The sequence below is a fragment of the Flagellimonas lutimaris genome, assembly GCF_003581615.1.
In the GTDB taxonomy this organism is placed as follows: Bacteria; Bacteroidota; Bacteroidia; order Flavobacteriales; family Flavobacteriaceae; genus Flagellimonas; species Flagellimonas lutimaris.
Genome location: NZ_QXFH01000008.1, coordinates 1 through 248 on the forward strand (window position 1 = coordinate 1; position 248 = coordinate 248).

A 248-nucleotide genomic window follows, 5' to 3' on the forward strand; every position below is an offset into this window, starting at 1 on the left:
CACGAACAGTCCCAGATGCCAAAGCACCAACCACAACCAGAATGGGGAAGTGAGGGCCGGGCCGGTGGGGAAGTGGGAGAGCTCGGTGCCAATGCTCGAGAAGAAAAGCCCGGTTAAGCTGTCGCCGTTGATGACCGGAATGCTTGATGGCGCAATCCACCCGATCAAACCGAACCCGATCACGTTTAGGTCTCTTCTCAGCCAGTCTCTTTCGAAGCATGTAAATTTTCCTCCCGAGGCTTGTGCTA

1 protein-coding gene is annotated in these 248 nt (G+C 55.2%); it reads right to left on the bottom strand.

The window, feature by feature from the left end; genetic code table 11:
* The coding region (locus tag D2V08_RS17960) for a hypothetical protein (RefSeq protein ID WP_439108263.1) at positions 1 to 248 on the bottom strand (248 nt) is incomplete at both ends.